Origin of the sequence: Silvimonas sp. (assembly GCF_031291215.1) — a bacterium.
Lineage (GTDB): Bacteria > Pseudomonadota > Gammaproteobacteria > Burkholderiales > Chitinibacteraceae > Silvimonas > Silvimonas soli.
In genome coordinates this window covers 292427-308979 of record NZ_JARLJK010000144.1, presented here as the reverse complement: position 1 = coordinate 308979, position 16553 = coordinate 292427, and the positions used below count along the sequence as shown (strand labels likewise).

Annotated in this window: 15 protein-coding genes; 1 reads left to right on the top strand and 14 read right to left on the bottom strand. The window is 57.6% G+C overall.

The window, feature by feature from the left end; all coding sequences use genetic code 11:
- Positions 1 to 527: 527 nt before the first annotated feature.
- From P4L78_RS20735 to P4L78_RS20715, 5 genes are all read right to left on the bottom strand, one after another.
- Positions 528 to 995: a DNA mismatch endonuclease Vsr gene (locus P4L78_RS20735; protein ID WP_309330422.1), complete on the bottom strand. Its 468-nt coding sequence runs from the start codon at positions 993 to 995 to the stop codon at positions 528 to 530.
- 26 nt (positions 996 to 1021) lie between these two features.
- Positions 1022 to 2290 carry a DNA (cytosine-5-)-methyltransferase gene (gene dcm, locus P4L78_RS20730; RefSeq protein ID WP_283147488.1) on the bottom strand — a complete coding sequence of 423 codons (1269 nt, stop codon included), beginning with the start codon at positions 2288 to 2290 and terminating at the stop codon, positions 1022 to 1024.
- Between the two features lie 94 nt (positions 2291 to 2384).
- Positions 2385 to 2837 carry a DUF4442 domain-containing protein gene (locus P4L78_RS20725; RefSeq protein WP_283147487.1) on the bottom strand — a complete coding sequence of 151 codons (453 nt, stop codon included), beginning with the start codon at positions 2835 to 2837 and terminating at the stop codon, positions 2385 to 2387.
- A gap of 123 nt (positions 2838 to 2960) precedes the next feature.
- Positions 2961 to 4259 (bottom strand): DUF445 domain-containing protein, encoded by a 1299-nt coding sequence (locus P4L78_RS20720; protein ID WP_309330419.1) that lies wholly within the window; start codon positions 4257 to 4259, stop codon positions 2961 to 2963.
- 100 nt (positions 4260 to 4359) lie between these two features.
- The gene (locus tag P4L78_RS20715) at positions 4360 to 5556 is read right to left on the bottom strand and encodes a glycosyltransferase (protein ID WP_309330417.1); all 1197 of its coding nucleotides are present in this window, start codon (positions 5554 to 5556) and stop codon (positions 4360 to 4362) included.
- 134 nt (positions 5557 to 5690) lie between these two features.
- On the opposite strand from P4L78_RS20715, the gene P4L78_RS20710 reads away from it, so the two are divergent.
- Entirely contained in the window at positions 5691 to 6092 is a 402-nt protein-coding gene (locus tag P4L78_RS20710) for a DUF488 family protein (RefSeq protein WP_309330415.1), read from the top strand.
- A gap of 34 nt (positions 6093 to 6126) precedes the next feature.
- Here P4L78_RS20710 and P4L78_RS20705 read toward each other — a convergent pair whose 3' ends face one another.
- The 9 genes from P4L78_RS20705 to P4L78_RS20665 all read right to left on the bottom strand — a co-directional run bounded on the left by P4L78_RS20705 (position 6127) and on the right by P4L78_RS20665 (position 16433).
- Positions 6127 to 6978, bottom strand: coding sequence for a polysaccharide deacetylase family protein (locus P4L78_RS20705; RefSeq protein WP_309330413.1), 852 nt, complete (start codon positions 6976 to 6978; stop codon positions 6127 to 6129).
- A 14-nt stretch (positions 6979 to 6992) separates the two neighbouring features.
- A complete protein-coding gene (locus P4L78_RS20700) occupies positions 6993 to 8285 on the bottom strand; it encodes an O-antigen ligase family protein (protein WP_309330411.1) in 1293 nt (430 codons plus the stop codon).
- Positions 8282 to 9337: a glycosyltransferase gene (locus tag P4L78_RS20695; RefSeq protein ID WP_309330409.1), complete on the bottom strand. Its 1056-nt coding sequence runs from the start codon at positions 9335 to 9337 to the stop codon at positions 8282 to 8284. The genes P4L78_RS20700 and P4L78_RS20695 overlap by 4 nt, the downstream gene beginning before the upstream one ends.
- Positions 9334 to 10083 carry a glycosyltransferase family 2 protein gene (locus P4L78_RS20690; protein WP_283147480.1) on the bottom strand — a complete coding sequence of 250 codons (750 nt, stop codon included), beginning with the start codon at positions 10081 to 10083 and terminating at the stop codon, positions 9334 to 9336. The genes P4L78_RS20695 and P4L78_RS20690 overlap by 4 nt, the downstream gene beginning before the upstream one ends.
- Positions 10084 to 10086: 3 nt before the next feature.
- Positions 10087 to 11100 (bottom strand): hypothetical protein, encoded by a 1014-nt coding sequence (locus P4L78_RS20685; RefSeq protein WP_309330407.1) that lies wholly within the window; start codon positions 11098 to 11100, stop codon positions 10087 to 10089.
- Positions 11101 to 11319: 219 nt separating this feature from the next.
- Positions 11320 to 11964 carry a response regulator transcription factor gene (locus P4L78_RS20680; RefSeq protein ID WP_309330405.1) on the bottom strand — a complete coding sequence of 215 codons (645 nt, stop codon included), beginning with the start codon at positions 11962 to 11964 and terminating at the stop codon, positions 11320 to 11322.
- A 104-nt stretch (positions 11965 to 12068) separates the two neighbouring features.
- Positions 12069 to 15332, bottom strand: coding sequence for an ATP-binding protein (locus P4L78_RS20675; protein ID WP_309330403.1), 3264 nt, complete (start codon positions 15330 to 15332; stop codon positions 12069 to 12071).
- Positions 15333 to 15348: 16 nt separating this feature from the next.
- Positions 15349 to 15567, bottom strand: a complete 219-nt coding sequence (locus P4L78_RS20670; protein WP_309330401.1) for a hypothetical protein — start codon at positions 15565 to 15567, stop codon at positions 15349 to 15351.
- Positions 15568 to 15914: 347 nt separating this feature from the next.
- Entirely contained in the window at positions 15915 to 16433 is a 519-nt protein-coding gene (locus P4L78_RS20665; protein ID WP_309330399.1) for a fimbrial protein, read from the bottom strand.
- Positions 16434 to 16553: the final 120 nt, after the last annotated feature.

Sequence of the window (16553 nt, the reverse complement as noted above, 5' to 3'; positions counted from 1 at the left end):
GTTTGTAGCCCGGATTCGCGAAGCAATCCGGGAGGCCAAACTGGCGATGGCCAGCAGGGTGGCCGGTTGATGCATTGCAACCCCGGATTCTCGCTTCGCTTCATCCGGGCTACAGACGTGGGGACTGCTGCTGGCAAGCAACCTGCAAACGTCGCCGGCCGAGAGTCGGAGACCTTAGGCTCCGACCGACCGAGGGAACGCAGGATGCGCGCAGAGAACGCCGGTCAGCAGTCTGTTCGTTTCCCCCGCTGCAACTTGCATCCCTGACTTTCATCGTCATTGTGGGGTTACCCCCGAGGGTCACGGCTTTTGACCTTGGGCCCCGTCGGACGCTAGCGTCCCGGGTCGCCTTTTCTTTGGTTTCTTTCTTTTGGCGACGCAAAAGAAAGAAACGTGCTCCCGGGCACCCCCGGGTATCTAACGCTTTTAACACCGTGCCGAAGGCGCTCCAGCTTTTGCAGTTGGGTTCAAGCGCAACCAAACGTCCGCGTATCAATGCGCACCCTGCAAACTACCCGCCCACCAAATCACAACCCCTCCACCCCCCGCTCACTAATCTGTGCCTCCTCATCCTCCCCCCGCAACCACCCCGCAATAAACTCCACCAACTGAAACCCAGCATCCCGCCGCGCCGCACGCACGGCACATTCCCACACCACCAGCACTCGCCAGCCCAGCGCCTTGAGCGCCAGATATTCGCGTTCATCCCGCGCGCGGTTGTGGGCGATTTTGTCCAGCCAGAATGCAGTACGGGTTTGCGGGACTTTGAAATAACGGCAATCGTGGCCATGCCAGAAGCAGCCGTGGACCAGGATCACTGTTTTGTATTTGGGCAAGATCAGATCAGGCTTGCCCGGCAGGGTTTTGACATACAAACGAAAGCGAAAACCCCGCGCGTGCAGGGCTTTACGGATCATTACCTCGGGCGAAGTGTTTTTGCCTTTGATACCCGACATCATGCGGCTGCGGGTGGCTGGGTCTACAACATCGGTCATTGCCCGCACCTCCCGCTCGCGCCAGATCAGGCTGGCGTAACGTCGGCAAACAGATCATTGAGCACCGGCGTGGTTTCCGGCTCAATCATCCACGGTTTCATGATGCGTGCTACTTCGCGGAACACTGGCACCACCACCGAATTGCCAAACTGCTTGTAGGCGCGCGTGTCCGAAACCGGAATGACAAAGTCATCCGGGTACCCCATCAGGCGGGCGCATTCACGCGGCGTGAGACGGCGTGGATTGTTACCCTCTCCCCGGCTGACCAGGATTTCCGAGCCATCTTTGTAATAGCGCGCCGACAAAGTCCGCGCCACGCTGTTTTCGGTGACCAGGCCAAAGCCAAAGCCGTTGCCTTTGGCGCGATGCTTCTCGGCGTAGTTCTGCAGATAGGCCCAAAGCTTGTCGGTAAGGATGTACTTGGGGTTGATCTGGCCGCTTTTGTGATCAAAAAACTTGTCGCCATCGTGTGTCAGCACCGGCTCGGTGCCATCGGTGCGATGCAGAATCTGCGCCATACGCGTTTCACCTTTGGCGGGCAGGTTGAGTAAATCCCAGTTGAACGGGGTCGGCTCACGGAACCCGACAATCACGATGCGCTCGCGATGCTGCGGCACCCAGTGCTGGCCGTCGATGATGCGGTAATGCACGTGATAACCGAGTTCCTCTCGCAGCGTGCGCAGGATCACGTCGAAGGTGCGGCCTTTATCGTGCGAGTGCAGATTCTTGACGTTTTCCAGCACAAACGCGCGCGGACGGCGGGCGGCGATGATGCGTGCCACATCAAAGAACAGCGTGCCTTGCGTGGCATCGGCAAAACCATGCAAACGGCCCAATGAGTTCTTTTTGGATACCCCGGCAATAGAGAAGGGCTGGCACGGAAAACCCGCGAGCAACACATCGTGCGCCGGGATTTCATCCTCCGGCACCTTGGTGATATCGCCGTTCAGCGTTTGCCCATCCGGATAATTGGCGTGATAGGTTTTCTGCGCGTAGCTATCCCACTCGCTGGTAAACACACAGCGGCCGCCTTCTTGCTCGAACGCTTTGCGAATCCCGCCCACGCCCGCAAACAAATCGATGAACGTGAATTCTGCGGCTTGCTCGGGTGCGGATGCCGGCGCGAGCAACTGCTGCAGCGCCTGCGCGACATAGGCACGCGGCTCGCTCTGGCCGTTGATCCAGCGGGCGATGGTTGCCGGGTTCACGCCCAGGTGTTGGGCCAATTCAGTGCGGGAATAGCGGGTAAGGGTTTGTTGCAACAGGCTGTGGATTTGCTCGGCAGGCGCGTTCATGCAGGATTCGCTGGGAATTTTTCATGCATTATGCGTGGAATTGTTCCCCGAAACCAGCAGGACCAACGCCGACGAACCATCCGGGCTACATGGCTTAACGCTTGTGCGGTTTTTTGCGGACGTACACCGTTTTGCCGACAGTGGCGACCAGCTTGCCGGTCTGGTCGTGGATTTCGACCTGAAACTGCGCCAGGTGTTTGTCGCCGTTGGCCGTGGCCGCGCGGATAGCATCGATTTGCGCATCGTCCAGACTAAAGACGGCGGTCACCTTGCCGTAGCCGGGGCTCAGGAAGTTGATGTCGGCATGGCGATCCCACACGTAGTAATCGCTGCCCAGGTTCTGCATCAACATGGCCATATACCAGGGGTCGGTCATGGCGTAGAGGCTGCCGCCAAAGTGCGAGCGCATGATGTTCAGATTGATCTTGTACGAGCGCAGCTCTACCACGACCTGCCGAAAATCCGGCGCCACGCGGGCGACGCGGATACCGGCGAACAACAGTGGTGGCCAGATATTGATAAGGTGGCGCCAGAGAGAAACTTTCATAAGTCATGCAAAGTGAGGGCGATTAAGGAGCAACAGCCTGCCCGTTTCACGCGGGGATGGTCAATGCGCAATGGCCTGCAGGGGCCCGTTTAAAACAGGCGGCATGAACAGCCATTCTCGCCGCTAAAAGCCGAGGCCGTGGCGGGCGGAGTAGATCAGCAAGCCAATCAGGCCGCCGACCAGCGTGCCATTCACGCGAATGAATTGCAGATCAATCCCGACGTTCAGTTCCAGCCGCTCGACCAGCACTTTGTCGTCCCAAGCCTTGAGTTGGTCAGCGATAAACCGGCCAATTTCGCTGCGATAACGCACCAGCGAGCGCGAAGCAAAATCACGCAATTGCTGATTGAGCCATTCGCCAAAGGCGCGATCTTCGTGCAACCGCAGCCCCAATTGTTTGATGGCCGCGCCCACGCGGCTGCGGATTTGCGAGTTCTCGCCAGTCAGATCTTGCTGCAGGCTGGCCAGCAAGGTGCCCCACAGACCATCCAGTTTCTCGTGCAGCGCTGGCGAAGCCAGTAGTGCATCTCGCCAGTTTTCCAGTTTCTGGCGCATGGCCGCGTCGTTCTGCAGATTATCGGCCAACTCGCCCAGTTGCCGGTCAAACGTGGTGCGCAACGGGTGATCGGGCTGGACCAGTGCGTGGTCAATCTCCAGCAACGCAGCGGATACCAGCTTGCGCGCCAGATAACGCCCACCCGCTTCATCCAGCGCGACCCAGCGCAGTACATCAAACTCTTTGGCGATCAGCCCCGCGAGATAAGCCTGCGTTTTGGGCGATTCCAGCTGTGCCAGTAACTCCCGCAAAACGCCATCAAGTATCTGCTGGTGGCGATTGTCCTGGCGCAACAGCTGGATCAGCATGGCTGCACTGCCACCGAAATCGGCCAGCGCGACGCTTTTGAGCACCAGATCACGCGCAATGGCCGCCAGGCGCGCATCATCCAGCGTGCCCAGCACAAAGGTAAAGAAATGCGCCGCCTGGTCGGTCAGTTCGCGCTTGGCCCCGGGGCGAGCCAGCCAGATTGCCAGCCGCCGCGCCGGGTTGAAGGCATCGATCCGCGTCAGTAATTGCTCTGGCTGCAAAAAGTGCGTTTCGATAAAACTGCCCAGATTATCGGCAATACGGTTTTTGTTTTTGGGGATGATGGCCGTGTGCGGAATGGGCACGCCCAATGGATAACGGAACAAGGCCGTAACCGCAAACCAGTCAGCCAGGCCGCCAATCATGGCTGCCTCGGCAAAAGCCGCCACATAACCCAGCGCTGGTGCTGCATGCTCATAGCGCAGACAGAGCAGATAGATGAGCGCCATGACCAGTAGCAAGCCAGTGGCAAAGAGCCGGGCGTGGCGTAAACGCTGTGCCTTCAGCGCGTCGGCCTGGAAGTAAAGGCTGGGACTAGAGACGGATTCAGGCGGCATTGAATGGTAACTGGATAGACATCATGCCGTTCATCATAGGCGTTTGTGGCGCGCGTCGAGACCGGAAGATGTCTGATCGTCAGGTAGGTTGTGGCTAACGTTAGCGTGCGGCGAGCAGATCGCGGTAAACCTGCTCGGTGCCCTGCACAAAGGTATCGAGCGAAAATTCACGCACCGCTTTATCGCGCGCGGCGTGTGCCATGGCGGGTAGTTGGTCGCGCTGGGCCAATATGCCGGTCAACCATTGCGCCAAAGCAGCAGGATTACGCGCCGGCACCACCCAGCCATCAACGCCGGGAGTCACGTTTTCGGGCAGGCCACCCACATCCGATACCAGCGCGGGTTTGCCCATAGCCATCATTTCGCGGCAGGCAAAGGAGATGGTTTCCTGATGCGAAATCACAAAACCGATATCCAGCGCCGCCACCAGCGGGCGCACGTCGTCCAGCAAACCGGAGAAGGTGACTCGTTCTGTCATGCCCAACGCCGCAACACGCTCCACCTGGCGGGCGGACGGCGTTTCGCCAGCCATGACGATACGCACCTGGCGGCGCAGATCATCAGGCAACGTGGACACCGCTTCAACCAGGTCCAGCCAGCCCTTGTAATCCGGCGTGCCCGCATTGCTACCGAGAGCCAGCACGTGTTGTTCGTTCGCTGGCAGCCATTGCGCCCGTGCAGCCTGAGTTGCAGCGGCATCCAGCGGCGCATAACGGGCCAGATCGATGCCGTTGTACACCACGCGCAAGGCGCCGTGGGCATAGGCTGTCTGCGCCAGTTTGCGGCGGGTGTATTCGCAAACGCAGATCACGCAATCGGTCGCAAAACGCGCCTTGAGCCAGGTGGCCAGACCCGTCACCGGCAAGTCATTGTGCTTGGTATAAACAATGCGTGGACGCTGTTTGCCCTTGCCAATGATGGCGAGCATGGCCATGCGGTGATCGGCCGAACCATTGACATGAATGACATCAAAGCCGTGCCGGGCAATCAATCCACGCAATGCTTTGGTGGTGCGCAACACGGTGGGCAGGCGGTTGTTGAAGGCCAGATCGATTACCTGCACACCCGGTATGGCCGACGCCGCCTGATAAAGACGGCTGCTGGCCGGGGCCGCTACAAAAATCTCATGCCGGGGCGCCAAAGCGCGCGCCAGATTCATGATGTAGGTGGTATGACCGCCGCCATCACCGTTGTGAAAGTTGGTGTAGAGAATCTTCAAGCTGAGTATTTCCCGTGTTGGCGCGGTGAGTTTGCAGCGCGGACTTTGAACTGGCTTGTTGACCAGTTCGCGCGGCATTGTCGCATGAGAGCCGGCGCAGCCCAAAGCCAGTGGCCTTGACGGCGGGTTGACTGGCGTCTCGCGCAATCGAAGTGGTCTGGTTTGCTATGATCCGGCAAACGTCAGATAGCTGACGGCACCTGGAGCGACTTATGACTATCCGCATCGTTCAATTGGGCACGCCCCGAATCGCCGATGAAGGTGTGCGCATTGGTACGGTGCGCCGCCCACCGCGCGGCGTACCCAAAGCCGAATTCAGCAGCCGCGATTTCTACGACGTCTGGTTGCCCAATCTGTCACCCAGCGCCGAATTGGTCGCGCAAGCCAAAGCCGTGGTTACTGATAAGGAATGGGAGCACTTTGCCCGGCAATTCCGGGCAGAGGTCAACACCGGGGATGCTGGCAAGGTTCTGGACTTGCTGGCCGCGCTATCGGCCACCACCCACTTTGCTTTGGGCTGCTATTGCGAAAACGAGAACCGCTGCCATCGCTCGATTCTGCGCCAGTTGCTGGTGGAGCGCGGCGCGCAGATTCGCAAGGAACCAGAAGATTAAACACCACAGATCCGGGAATCCGTCGGGTGAATGGTCAGCGCTTTTTCTTCTGGTGTTGCTTGAGCCAGTAATGCGCGCCGCCCAGCAGCGGATTGCGCACTAGCCACAGTTTTTGCGCCAGCCAATCGGCACCACGCCCCTTCTCGCCGATGCGACAGATCCGCGCAGGATCGGTCCCCGGCACATTACGGGCATCATCGCGAGTGGTGTACAGATACTTGAAGCCAGCCTCACGCGCCACCTGCTGGTAGTCGGCGTCAAAATAGCCTTGCGGCCAGCACAGATGATCGGACACGCCACCCAGCCGCTGTTGCAACCTTGAGCGCGACTGGGCGATGTCCTGCGCCAGCCGCTCGCGTTTTTCACTGGCATTGGCGCATTGTTTATCCCAGCGCGTGTGCGTGTGGGTGTGGCTGTGAAACTCGAAGGTACCCGCCGCACGCATGCTTTCGATTTCGCTCCAGCGCACAATGACGTCGTCGGCATGGCCGCTGGCAATAAGTTGTTCGCATTCGCCATGCGCCGGTGTTGCCGGTAACGCACCCTGCCCCTGCGTGGCGCGAACCGGACCGTCGCCCATCCAGCCAGTCACCAGAAACATCACCGCATTCAAACCATGCCGTTGCAACGCAGCGTGACCATAAACGTAGTTATCCAGATAACCGTCGTCAAAAGTCAGCAGTACGGATTTCTCCGGGACTGGCTCACCCGCCAGAAACCCGGCGAACGCGGCGGTATCGAGCGTGGTGTAACCGGCCTGCGCCAGCCAGCGCATTTGCGCGTCAAAATGTTCCGGTGACAGCGTAATCGGGCCGGGGGATGGCGAGACGTGGTGATACATCAATACCGGAACGGTACGGGCGCTGGCGTGCGATGGAGAATTCATGCGATCAATCTTGTTCAAGTCACAGACGGCGGAGCCGCTGTCACGTTACGCCGCGGATGCGAGAGCGCAAGAAATGCAGCAATCAACACGGTATAGACGGGTACGGTGCGCATGCCACGGAACATCAATTCACTCAGGCTGAACAAGGCGAAACAGCAACACAGCATGAGCCCCAGACTGGCCGCAACGCGAATGTTAAGGTCTGGCGTGGTGCGACGACGCCAGAAATACCAGGCGGGCACAAAGTAGATGGCGCAAATGGCAGTGAATCCAAGTATGCCGTAGCAGGAAAGCGCGGACAGAAAATCGTCATGTGGCTCGCCGAAATCTCCAGCCACGCCGGGCGTCACAATATGCAGAGGTACAAACTTGTGCAGCATAAGCGAGAACTCGCCTCCGCCACCCACGCCGAACAACGGTTGCAACATGAACATATGCAATGCAGCGCGCCACAGCTGTAAGCGGATGCCCAGCGACGTATCCAGATCGCTGCCATTAATAAAGCTCTGGATATCCTTGACCCCAACCATGGTGCGTTCATGCAGCGTGGGATTAATCCAGGCCAATAACCCCAGCAACACGAGCGCCAGCAGCAATGCCACTACACCCCAGCGTGCCCGGAAATGCGTGAAGGTAGTGAATGCGATAAAAGCGCAGATGGGGATGACCATCCAGCTACTGCGGGTTTCCGAAATCAGCACCGCATAAAAACAGGCGAGGCCGGTGAATATCTTGATGATCTGCTCAGCCCGCTTGAAACGCGTCAGCTGCCAGCCCAAGGTCAGTAGCGTTGAGAGCCCGGCCAGCATGACCACATTGGCAAATGAAACCGCGTTGTAGTTGGTGCCAATGGATGTCAGATAACCGCGATCGAGTCCCATGATTTTCATGACCACAATAATCATGAAGGCGCCGGATAAAGCCCCGACAATCAACCCCCACTGCACGTGCCGCAACAGGTCGTCTCTTACCTGCAGCAATAACCAGAATACCGGTATGGTGAGCGCGAAACGCAGCACTTTTTCGAAATCCGAACTGCTCCAGTTCTGATGCCAGGCACTGGTCGCCAGCAAAGACAAAGTTGGCAAGCTAAAGGCAATAATCAGCAGTTTGTAGTCCCGCCACATCTCGCGCCAGCTAACTCGCACCGTTTTGCGGGTAGCCAGAGTGACCAGACTGAACAAAAGCAGCAGGTAAAACAGAGTGGAGCTGGCGGATCTTGTGGCCAGCGCCAGCGCAGGCAAAAGCGCCACCAGCAACACAATGGTGCCGCAAAACAGGTTTGCAGCTGGATTGGATCGACTCATCGAGATGCACGCTGTAGTTGGGTAAACAGATTAAGGTATGCGTTCGCCATGGTGCCGACGCTGTGCACGCTGCTGACATAAGCATGGGCTTTGTCGGTCATGGTATTGATCCAGGTTGGTTTATCGAGCAAGCGCGCAATATTGAGCGCCAAGGCAGTGGCATCGGCAACCGGGCTTAGCAGCCCGCGGTCATCCGCCAGCACCTCTTTAAGGCCGCCAGCGTCGGTGGATGCTACCGGAATCCGCGCACTAAAGGCATCCAGCACGCTGCTGCCGAGCCCTTCCTCACGCGAACTCATTACGAATACATCGAACAGGCCAAACAACGCTTCGACCTGTTGCTGATAGCCTGCGAACAAAAATGTATCGGCCAGCCCCAGCGCTGACACACGGGCGCGGACCTCGGCTTCCATCGCCCCAGCACCGAAATGGATGAATACAAAGTCATCGCGCTGTTTACGCACTGCGGCGATGGCATCCACCAGCATCAACGGGTCTTTGTCTTCAGCCAGCGCGGAGGTCGTTGCCACCACCTTGCGTCCGTTTACACCCAGCCGCTGCGCCAGATCGGCAATGCGTTGCGCGTCGGGGACCACCGGCAAAACAGCGGAAGGAATGATCATGATGTCATGCACGCCCAGCGCCCGCACGCTGTCAGCGCAGGCCTCACTGATTGCCACTACCTGATCGGCCTTGCGATATTTGTAGCGGGTTAACAGGCCGCGCAGCTGGAACGCCACCCGCCGCGAATAAACGACCGGTTTTTGATGAAATAATTTGGTCAGCACGGCCCAGCTGAGCATATGGCCGGTTTGGGCGTGCAGAATGTCATAGCCCTCGCCCTGCACCGCCAGAAAACTCAATACGCCCAGCAAGCAGCGATAGTCGTGCACGGCATAGCCTTCAGCGCGCGCACGTTCGGCGATCATGCCGCCTTTGCGGCAGAGCAATTCGACTTGATGGCCTTCGGCCCGGAACTGCTGCATCGACAAAAATGTTTGCCGCTCACCACCGCGCCAACCGGCTTCGAAATCCATTTCGAGAATTTTCATGCTTTGGGCTGCCGGTAAAGTTGGGCCAGTTTGGCATAACGATAGAAATTGCCGATTCCTGCGGCCACAGCCAGCAAAAAGCCTTCTCGTCCGTCCAGAAAGCCGCGGCGCAGCAGATAAATACGTACAAAGGTCCAGAACCCGCGCAATATCGCGCCGCCCAGTGAAGCACGCTTGCCTCGCGCAAACATGGCGTTGGCAGCATCCGTGGAATAGCGGTTCATTTTATTGAGCGCACTTTCCAGATCGGGATAGGTGTAATGCAGCAAGTGATTATGCAATCGCCCGATCGGCCCGCTAAATGCCACGCGTTCGTGCACCGCTACATCGGTAAAGCGCGCTGTACCGCGCCGGAACAAGCGCAGTACCGGATCAGGCCACCAGCCGCTATGACGAATAAACCGCCCGCAGTAGCTGGATAACCGGGGGATCTCGTAGGCATCGAACTTTGGGCTGGCCAGAATTTGCGCAATTTCGGCGGCCAGTTCAGGCGTGACGCGTTCGTCGGCATCAATCGACAAGACCCAGTCACCGTCAGCCAGATCGAGAGCACGGTTTTTCTGTGGGCCAAAACCGGGCCAGTCGGTCTCGAGTACCAGCGCACCCAATTCACGGGCCAGCTGAACTGAGCCATCGGTACTGCCGGAATCCACCACGACGATCTGGTCGGCAAAGGCTACAGATGCGAGACAATCGCGCAGATTCGCCTCTTCGTTTTTGGTAATCAGGATGACTGAAAGGCGCATGCGTCAGGACTCGCTTCGCGGTGCGAGTGAGGAGGGAATCAAGGTGTGCCAGTCCAGTTTGGGAAAAATGTCTTCGCTTAACGCGCTGTCCAGGGAAAGGTTATACACCTGTACGTTTCGGGCCTTGAGCAGCGCCGCCGCATCGCTGAAGGCCGGTTGAATGTGCCCGACAAACTGTCGGGACAACGCGCTGCCCAGTTGCTTGCCCGCCGTTTCATAAAAACGCGGCGTGGTGTTGGCCTCGGACAGATCCAGCCCGTGGATATAGATTTCCCGATAACCCAGCCACACCAGAAACTGCAACGCTGAATACGCAACCGTGCCACCGCCAAACAGGCCGCGCGTGATATCAAAGCTGAAGCCATGGGCGTGGACTTCGTTCCAGGCGTCGAACAGCACCAGTTCAGTGTCGTCTTTGAATTCGGCCTCAAGCTGCTCGGGCGTGGGTTTACGCAAGCCGACGCGCTGGTGCACTTCTTCAAACACCGCAATGCGGCAGACAATTTGCGCAGGCTCGAACAGATGCACAATCCAGCGCAATACCTCGGGCGTGACAAACAACAGCAGGTCTTCACCCAGAATCTGCCGGACCAGATGCTGGCGTTTGCGCACAAAACCGGCATCAAGCATGGCGTAATAGTCAAAGCGCAGTTGAGGGTAGCGTTCCCGCAAAGCGATTGAACCATTCACCCCCATAGCGTGCGGCAGCGACAACTGGTTGTAGTCGATCTGGGCCACCGATGGGCCACTGAGGATCAGGTGACAAGGACCGCTGGCATCACGCGGTAGCGTGTCCAGATTAACCAGCGCCGGCTGCGTGGCGCCGCGTACTGTACAACCAGTCAGTCGCCCGCGCGCGTCACGCTGCAGCTTCACGTACGGCCAGATCGGGGCGTTGTGGCGCATGTCTGCACCGTGGCTATAGCGATAGGCATAGCGCAGAAATTTGACGACCGGACGGGCGGTGAGCAAAGGGTTGGGCATGGGCTGACGGCTAGGCGAAACCGGTTGGGTCATTGGCCGCCCATTTTAGCAGGTCCAGCGCGGAGCCTACTGTTAGCCGCCCCTGACAGTAAAAAGCCCCACAGTTGTGAGGCTTTTGTTGTTTTTTACGCTTGTGTCTGCCGGTGTGATTCCGTACGAGCGCTTGGCAACGTCCGTTTGAAGCTGGCATTTTCCCTCGAGAGATTCCGGGCTGGTCGACCAGTTTCATCCAGGTTCTTGGTTTTCCATTTTTTAATGTGAACCCGTCAGGCCCTGGCTTTGTGCGTATTCGTAGAGCTCTTTTTCATTGTTTATTCCCAATTTGCGCTGGGCGCTTTGCTTTTGGCTGCTGATGGTTTTGATACTGCGACAGAGCTTTCTTGCGATTTCTGAAACAGACAGCCCGTTCACATATAAACGCAGTACTTCGAGTTCTTTTACGCTCACGTGCGCAGTGGTATTTGGCTCCGCCCCAGGCCGCATGTTCAGTTGCGCCAGCGTGGTCTTGCTCAAATAATAATGCCCACCACACGCCGATCTGACGGCCGCCCGCATTTCGTCTGCACTGCAACCTTTCAACAGCAACCCTTCCACACCAGCTTTCAAAATTTCATTGAGTATCGGCGGGTTGGTCATCATCGTCAGAATGATGATCCGCAATTCAGGAAAATGGCGCTTGAGATGAGAAATCAAATTCATGCCATCGCCGTACTTGCCATCCGGCATTTGAAAATCGCAAATCAACACGTCTGGCTTTTGTTGCTGCAACAAGACGACCAAATCGGTTGAACTGGTTGCCGTGCCGCAAACTTCGATGTTTGAATCATCCGCAAGCGCGGCCATTACGCCCAGGATAACCATGGGATGATCATCGGCGATGACGAGTCTGGTTTTCATAATGCAAATTACTCCAGGCCGAGGCCTCTGCTAGGTAGGTATTCGGTGCGCTGCCCGCAATACCGCCGGGTACGCCAGGTCAAATGAATGCCCTGTTTCATGATTCAGGCCGGTTGGGTACTTGCTTCGGTCCGCATGCGGGAAAGCAGTTCTTGCAGCCGGGCTTGCACGGTTAACCAACATGCGTTGAAGCCCGCGGAGTCCATTTCCTGATGTGCCAGCTTTTTCTCCAGGCTGCGGCATTGGCGGCTGTGGGGGTCGTAGCCCACGACTGCCAGCGCACCGGCCAATGCATGCAACCGCTGTTGCATTGCGACCTTGTCATTGGCGGCGAACGCTTGTTGCAGCGTGGCTATGTCGGCTTCCAGGCTACGAACCATCAACTCCCAAGGTAGAACGGTCGATGGTTTGGCAGGCACATTAACCGGCGGAACGGAGGCGGCTGGCATTTGGTCGAGCAGCGCACGCAAGGCCTCGGTCTGTACGGGCTTGGTCAGAAAATAGTCCACTCCGGCCGCACGGCAACGTTCTTGTTCATCGCGATAAACATTGGCGGTAATGGCGATAATGGGCACCGTTATGCCTTGTGCGCGCAACGCCCGCACCAAGGTGTAGCCATCCATACGTGGCATCTGGATATCGGTAATGATCAAGTCATAAGCGGCCTGGTGAATTTGCTCCAGTGCGGCAAGACCATCACCGGCCAGGTCCACCGTCTGGCCCAGCGCCTCCAGTTGGCCTCGCATCACGATCTGGTTGACCGGGTGATCTTCAACCAGCAAAACCCGCAGCTGACGCCGCGCCGTCCTGTGCTGCGGCGCTTGCAATGCCTCGGCCTGGCTTGGGGCACGACCAGCCGCTTTCATGACAGCCAGGATGAGGCCATTGCGGTTCAACCAGGACACGCTGACCGCTCGCTGCGCTGATCTGGGCATCACACCGGGCGCCAGGACAATGTTTGCAGCTGGATGCTGCGACGCCAGGTGGGTATCGGTCAGCAAAATGGCGTTGCCTTTGTAGGGTGAGCCTGCATCGATGACTTGGGCATGGTGCCAGCGTAACCAGCGTTCTACGTCGGCTTTCATTTCGGGCAGGGCCAACGCCAGTCGAACGGTAATACCGCGCAATTGCATTGGCACGTCATGATCCAGCGAGCCGTGGAGTTCGTCATATGGCAGGCTCAAGCGGAAACAGGAACCAAAGCCCGCTTCACTCATGAGATGGATTTCGCCATCCATCAAGGCCAACAGCCGTTTGCAGATGGAGAGCCCCAAACCCGTGCCGCCGTAACGTCGGGAGTCTGATTGTTCTACCTGTACAAACGGCGTAAACAGCCGTTTCTGGTCTTCCGGACTGATACCTATGCCGGTATCGAGCACCTTGATTTCCAGCCGGGGCACATGGTTTTCCATCACCGACGCAACGTTGATCACGACCTTGCCACGCTCGGTAAACTTGAGTGCGTTGCCCACCAGGTTATTGAGGATCTGTTCCAGCCGTGCGCCGTCGATCATGATTTCGCCGCGGAACAATGGGTCGATAACGCAATAGAATTCGATACCTTTGGCCAGGGCAATTTCGCCGAAGTTGCGGGCTACACCCTCAACCAGATCGACCAGGTTACAAGGTTGCGGCCGGATCACCATTTGCCCGGCTTCAATCTTGCTGAAGTCCAGGACGTCATTAATGGTGTTCAGCAGCGAGTCCGAAGAACGTTTGAGCACATCTAGCCGGCTGCGTTGCTGCCCATCCAGTTCAGTCATGTCCAGCAGTTCAATGCCGCCCAGCATGCCGTTTAATGGCGTGCGGATTTCATGGCTCATGGTGGCAAGAAACGCTGATTTGGCACGATTGGCCTCGGCCGCTGCGGCGACGGCTTGTTTGAGCTGTATCTCGGAATTGCGCGCCACGGTGCAATCGTTCAACGTAATCAACAAGGCCGCCATACCCTGGTAAATGCTGGCGACGAGGCGTACTTCCAGGTAGCGCGGTTCGCCCTGCATGCAGGCCAGTTCAACTTCGAACTGAACCGTTTCATTCTGGCTATCCACAGAGGGCGCAGCCGCCTGACACAGACCGATCAGGCGCTGCACTTCTCCCTCAGCGGCATCATCAGCCAGTTTGCGGGCCAGGACGTTACGTTTGAGGATTTTTCCGTTATCTCGTTGGGCGATCATCAAACTGACCGGGGCAATTTGCACCACTCCGCGGTTGAAGGCTTCGCTTTCCTGCATCAACGCCGACTGGCGCAAGGTGGGCCGCAAAATGCGCCGGTCGATCTGCATGATCCAGACCACCATCAGCCCGATTCCGCTCAATCCCAGCCCCAGCAATAGCAGTACCGAAGAACGCAAGTTTGACCAGATCAGGCTTGCGGGTAACGCAGCCTGCGTTTGCAAGTCGCCCTCGGTCCGCTTGAAGAGCACTGACCAGTGCAACCGGCCCAGCCAGACCCAAGTACCGTCGTTATCGATATTGACCGCCTGCACTGCGCGCTCGGTAATCCGTTGCAATACCGGGTCAAGCGTTTCAGAGTCGCTCAGCGTGCCTTTGCCGTCAGGCAAGACCATGCCAAAACCGGGTAACAAGTGTTGATCTGCCAGGAAGGTCGACACGGGGACATCGATGGCCAGCAGGGCGACTGGAATATCATGCCTTTGCACGAGCGCAACCAGCGTGACCACAGGTTTGCCGCTGAGCGGGTCTACCATCGGTTCCAGCATGATCACGCTATCGGGATCGGCATACAGGGCTTGCAGAATGGCTGTTGAGCGAACACGCGCCAAAATCTGGCTGGCGTAACGCTGGCGCCATGCGTCATCGCTCAGATGCACCTGGGCCTCGCCGTGCCGACGGGGAATAACATAAAACTGGTCCGATCGCAGCCCCACAATGTAGGCGTTACGCAGGTCTCTGTACTGCGCACCATTGATCCGCCAGCAAAATGACAGCAGCGTAGAGAGCGTGCCGGTTTCGGTGGGGCCTGCCGTAGCGCCGCCATCCGGATACGCTGGCAGCGCCTGATATTGACCATCTCCACCATCACGCAGATTTTCTATCAAGCGGCGAGCCTCAACATCCCTGGGCTGGCCGCCGTGATCCAGATCGCTCAAGTGCTCCAGCATGGATGCAAGATTGCCAGCCTGTTGCCGGGCAATATCCACGCGGCGGGCGGCCTCCTGGCTCTGCTGCCCGAAAGTGGCGGCCAGTTGCGCGACGCTGTGGTCTACTTTCTGTTGCACCACCACAGCAATCACCATCAGCACCAAGCCACCCACAGCGATGGTCAGACACCACATCAGCATGCGAATTTGCTGCATGCTTAACGATAGTGTTTTCCATTTTCCCAAGGTCAGCAGCTTGCGCATGTCAGCTCCCCGCTACTCATGCGGCCACGCGCGAACGCAGCGCCAGCAGCGTTGAATCGCGCTTTGGCCTGGCAACCCAACTCGTCAGTATCGTGATGCCCTCATAACCGACCGGTTGTGCGTCTTGAAGCGCACTGACGCGGGATTCCGGCAGCGGATACACAAATGGGTAAAGAAGGCTTGTTGCGATAAAGGGCTGGGACACGGCAGGCTTCACACGATCAGATTTGCTCACGCCTGAAACCAGAAAAGGTTGTTCAGGACCAAGCCGTATCTTGCAGATGCCTAGGATTTTTCTTAATCAGCGATCCCTTAAAAATGGCCACCCCTGCAGCAAATACCGATGTCATAGACATCATGTCAAGGCGACGACAGCGGCGGAGTTGGTTCGGGAAAAAAGACGGCAATTGAGCCGGGGATTCAGGATATAGGCGGTTAGGTGGCTCGGGGGAGCACGCGACGCGGTGCAGGCTGCTGCAACTGATCTGGAGATAAACAAGCGACGCTGTGCGATGGGCAGACGTCATGTCGCCCAAAAAAAACACCGCCAGGCGGCGGTGTTTTTATGTTGCGAGCTTGCTCTTAGTTGTAGGTAAAGTTGACCGTGGCAATCGCGGCAACGTCCCCCGCTGACATGGTCCCGGTACGATACATTTGCGCCGCCAGCGGAATCGTCATTGACGTACCAGAAACAACACCCCTGGAAATGGCACTGTTCAGTGCCAGCGGGGTGCCAGTGGTGGCACCGACAGTGGCCGTAGTCAGCAGTTGCACACCCACACCTACAGCGCTACCGGTACTGACCAGCACGCCAACGTTCGCCCCGACCTGGGTACCGCTCACGGTCATCGCGACATTGGTGCCGCTCTGGCAATTTTGCAAATCAATTTCAAAAGCAGCCGGGTTCTGGGTAGAACCCACTGCGGCAAAATCGGTTGTCCTGGCGGTACCCAGTGGAATGGTCTGGTTGGCCGTGCCCGTGCTCACCGAACATGTCGGGAGAATGAGGGTGCCGGTAAAGTTAAGTGTAACGTCTGCGGCGAATGTAGAACCCGTAGCGGCCAGCGCCAGTGCTGCAGTAATATATTTAATCGTTTTCATCTTCAATTACCCCCAAAAAATCTGGACCTGCATTTACTTAAAAATTAAAAGTAGCCTAATGAGTATCTCGATATAGCCAGCCACCAAAAAGTCAATTCACTTATGCGCAGGCATTCAGAA